Origin of the sequence: Streptomyces sp., from assembly GCF_050698815.1 — a bacterium.
In the GTDB taxonomy this organism is placed as follows: domain Bacteria; phylum Actinomycetota; class Actinomycetes; order Streptomycetales; family Streptomycetaceae; genus Streptomyces.
Genome location: NZ_JBOHCV010000422.1, coordinates 1 through 4,383, shown reverse-complemented (window position 1 = coordinate 4,383; position 4,383 = coordinate 1). Strand labels below are relative to the sequence as shown.

The following is a 4,383-nucleotide window of genomic DNA, read 5'->3' as shown; positions in this document are numbered from 1 at the left end:
CCGTCGCCGACCGCTATGTGATGCAGCGCCCCGACCTGGAACGGCTCCGCGCCGACCAGCGCGTCGTGCTCGGAGAACTCGCCGCGGAGCTGACCTCCCGCGCCCCGGACGGCCTCGACCCGCAGTTTCGCGCGCTCTTCGCGGAGGCGGACGGGGACGCGGCCCGGCTGCGCGTCGTCGTCGACCAGATCGCCGCGCTCACCGACGCCTCGGCCCGCTCGCTGCACCGGCGTCTCACCGGCACGCGCTGAGCACCCGCCGGAGCGCCTGCTGAGCAGGTGCCGAGCTCCCACCGGGCGCACCCTCCGGCGCCCCCGCCGGGACATCCCCCTCTTCCCGCTGCTCGCCTGATGCGAGACGCTCTCATCTGAACTTCTTTCTTCACCAGCAGTGTCACCGGGGATCAGCGAGGAGGAACCAAGTGGTCGACGGACACCGGACGTTGGTCATCGTCGGCGGAGGGCTCGCCGGTGCGAAGGCAGCCGAGGCCCTTCGGGCGGAAGGCTTCAGCGGGCGGGTCATCCTGATCAGCGACGAGCGCGACCATCCCTACGAACGTCCCCCGCTCTCCAAGGGATATCTCGCCGGTGCGGAGGAACGCGACAGCGTGCTCGTGCACGAGCCGGCCTGGTACGCGGGCGCCGACATCGAACTCCACCTCGGCCAGACCGTCGTACGGCTCGACCGGGCCGCCAAGCGCCTGCACCTGGGCGACGGCGCCCGCGTGCACTACGACGCGCTGCTGCTCGCCACCGGCGCCGAGCCGCGCCGCATGGACATCCCCGGCACCGGCCTCGCCGGCGTCCACCATCTGCGCCGGCTCGCCCACGCGGACCGGCTGCGCGGACGGCTGGCCGCGCTCGGCCAGGAGGGCGGCCGCCTCGTCATCGCCGGAGCGGGCTGGATCGGTCTCGAAGTCGCCGCCGCCGCACGCTCGTACGGAGCGGAGGTCACCGTCGTCGAGCCGGACCCCACGCCGCTGCACGCCGTGCTCGGCCCCGAGCTGGGGATGCTCTTCGCCGACCTGCACCGCGAGCACGGCGTGCGATTCCACTTCGGGGCGCGGCCCGCCGAGATCACCGGGCAGGACGGGATGGTACGGAGCGTACGGACCGATGACGGCGGCGAGCACCCGGCGCAGGACGTCCTCGCCGCCATCGGCGCCGCGCCCCGCACCGCCCTCGCGGAGTCGGCCGGACTGGAACTGGCGGCGGGCCCCGGCGGCGGCATCGCCGTCGACGCCGCCCTGCGCACCTCCGACCCCGACATCTACGCGGCCGGTGACGTCGCCTCCGTGCGGCACGACCTGCGGCACCCCCTGCTGGACGGCCGGCCGCTGCGGGTCGAGCACTGGGCGAACGCGCTCAACAGCGGCCCGGCGGCCGCCCGGTCGATGCTCGGCCGGGACGACGGCTACGACCGGGTGCCCTACTTCTTCTCCGACCAGTACGACGTGGGCATGGAGTACTCCGGTCACGCGCCGCCCGGCTCGTATGACCGAGTGGTGTGCCGGGGGGATGCCGGCAAGCGCGAGCTCATAGCCTTCTGGCTGCGGGACAACCGGGTGCTGGCCGGACTCAACATGAACATCTGGGACGTCTCCGGCCCCATCCAGGAGCTGATCCGTTCCGGTGCCGCCGTCGACCCCGAGGCCCTCGCCGACCCGGCCGTGCCGCTGACCGCGCTCGAAAAGGGGAAGCAGAGCTGAGCCCCACTTACCCCGTGCTCGTTTCCCGTGGTCTGTGCCCAGCGCAGGCGACAGCCTTGATGACACGACGCGGAACAAATGATTCCGTTTCATCTCTTGTGCGGGGCTGACGCCGACGCTACCTTCCGGTTGATTTCGATCCGGAAGTGCCAGGGGGCCCGTGGTCCACAAGACCCTGCTCCTGCCCGGCCTGAGAACCTCCTGACAGGAGTGGACATGAGCGCTTTCATCCGGAGCAGACGCCGTCGGCTCACCCTCGCCGCCACCACAGTGGCGGCGGTCGCTCTGACGGCGGGGTTGGTCCCCGGTGCCTCGGCGACACCCGCCGGGGACTTCCGTGCCCAGCTCGTCACCGTGGACACCCCGACCCGGGCGGCCAAGGACCGGTTGAACCGGCTGGGCCTGGACATGACCGAACACGTGGGTCACGACTACGTCGAGGTGGTGCTCCATGAGGCCGCCGACGCCGAGGCGCTGAAGGCGGCCGGCCTGAACTGGAACGTCCGCATACCCGACCTGCTCAAGCGCGAGGCCGAGAACAACGCGGCGAACCGCGCCTACGCCGAGGCCACCGCCACCTCGCGGCTCCCCTCCGGCCGCGACACCTACCGGACCCTGGACGACTACGACAACGGCCTCACCGAACTGGCCCAGCAGCGGCCGGACATCGCCAGGAAGTTCGCTCTGCCCCACAAGAGCCTCGAGGGCAAGACGGTCCACGGCGTGGAGATCGGGCAGGACGTCGCGGCCGAGGACGGCCGGCCGGTGTTCCTGATGATGGGTCTGCACCACGCCAGGGAGTGGCCCTCGGGCGAGCACGCCATCGAGTTCGCCCACGACCTGGTCAAGAACTACGGCTCCGATCCGCGGATCACCCGCCTGCTGCAGAAGGCGAGGGTGCTGGTGGTCCCGGTGGTCAACGTCGACGGCTTCGAGAAGTCGGTCAACGACGGGCAGAAGGTCGACCTGCGGGACATCGACGACGGCGGCACGGCATCGGTCTTGGCCACCCCCGGCAACGCGTACAAGCGCAAGAACTGCCGGATCGTCGACGGCCAGCAGCCGGCGGCCGGCGAATGCGCGCTGGCCACAAGTCCGGGAGGCTTCGGCGTGGGCGTCGACCTCAACCGCAACTACGGCGGCTACTGGGGCGGCCCCGGTGCGAGCGACAAGTCTCCCGACCCCACCTACCGCGGCGCCGCGCCCTTCTCCGAGCCGGAGACCCGGAACGTCCGTGATCTGGTGAGCTCGCGGCAGGTCACCGGACTGATCACCAACCACACGTACTCGAACCTCGTGCTCCGGCCGGGCGGCGTCGCGCCCGACACGAAGCGGCCGAACGGCGAGGCCGTGGGCATCCCGCCGGACGACGCCGCGATGAAGACCCTCGGCGACACGATGGCCGAGCAGAACGGCTACACCAGCCAGCAGTCCTGGCAGCTGTACGACACCACGGGCACCACAGAGGACTGGTCGTACAACGCGACGGGCGGCTACGGCTACACCTTCGAGATCGGGCCGAACGAGTTCCACCCGCCGTTCCCCGAGGTGGTCGACGAGTACCTCGGGGCGGGCCAGCACGCGGGCAAGGGCAACCGCGAGGCGTACCTCCTCGCGCTGGAGAACGCCATCGACACCGCGCACCACTCGGTGATCGCGGGTCGGGCACCAGCCGGTGCGACGCTGCGGCTGGAGAAGAACTTCGCGACGCCGACCTGGTCGGATGCCATCGAGGACTCGCTCGACACGACCATGAAGGTCGACTCGTCCGGGAAGTACACCTGGCACGTGAACCCGTCGACACGTCCGGTCGTCCAGGCCCGGCAGAACAAGGTGATCTCCTCCGACCCGCTGAAGCAGGAGACCTTCACCGGGACGACCCCGCCGGCGCAGTCCACGGACAAGGAGTTCGTCGTCGACCGGGCCGCCGACGTCTTCGAGGTGAAGCTGGACTGGCCCACACCCGACGACCTCGATCTGAAGGTGCTGCGCAAGAACGCCGACGGCAGTCTCACCGAGGTGGGCAGCTCCGGCTCCTTCGTCGGCAGCAAAGAGCGGGTGCTCCTGGACAACCCGGAGCAGGGCACGTACGTGCTGCGGGTGGAGAACTTCGCCTCCGCGGCGCCCACATGGACGATGACTGCTTCACTGTTCGATGCGACGACGGAGACGGAGCCCGGTCTCATCGAGAACTGGACACTGTCCTGCGAGAAGAACGGCACGGTCCTCGAGCAGATTCCCGTCGTCGTCGAGCGCGGTCAGCAGGTCAAGGCGGACCTGCAGAGCTGCGTGCGGAAGTGGCGCTGACGAGGAACGGCGTCGAGGACGGTCACCGGTGACACGGCCGGGTGGACCCCGACAGCAGCCGAGTCCCAGCCGAGCCCGGCACGGCATCGCGAAGTCAGACTGGTACTAGGGCGAACGGGGTTGTCGGCGGATCCCCGTACACTCTCTGACGTGGCTGGAAGGATCAATGACGAGGACGTGAAAGCGGTACGGGACGCGGTCCCGATCGACGCCGTCGTCTCCGAGTACCTCCAGCTGCGCGTCGCGGGCGGCGGCAATCTCAAGGGCCTGTGCCCCTTCCACGACGAGAAGTCTCCCTCCTTCCACGTCAGCCCGGGCAAGGGCCTGTACCACTGCTTCGGCTGCCAGGAGGGCGGGGACACCCTCGA

At 70.2% G+C, this 4,383-nt stretch carries 3 protein-coding genes and 1 pseudogene; all 4 read left to right on the top strand.

From position 1 onward, the window contains the following. Positions 1–251, top strand: a pseudogene (locus ACRDP3_RS15335) (deoxyguanosinetriphosphate triphosphohydrolase); the annotation flags it as partial. 170 nt (positions 252–421) lie between these two features. After that, positions 422–1,708 (top strand): NAD(P)/FAD-dependent oxidoreductase, encoded by a 1,287-nt coding sequence (locus tag ACRDP3_RS15330; RefSeq protein WP_431517495.1) that lies wholly within the window; start codon positions 422–424, stop codon positions 1,706–1,708. A gap of 216 nt (positions 1,709–1,924) precedes the next feature. Beyond that, positions 1,925–4,015, top strand: coding sequence for a M14 family metallopeptidase (locus ACRDP3_RS15325; RefSeq protein ID WP_431517494.1), 2,091 nt, complete (start codon positions 1,925–1,927; stop codon positions 4,013–4,015). A gap of 150 nt (positions 4,016–4,165) precedes the next feature. Further along, the coding region (locus tag ACRDP3_RS15320) for a CHC2 zinc finger domain-containing protein (protein WP_431517493.1) at positions 4,166–4,383 on the top strand (218 nt) is incomplete at its 3' end.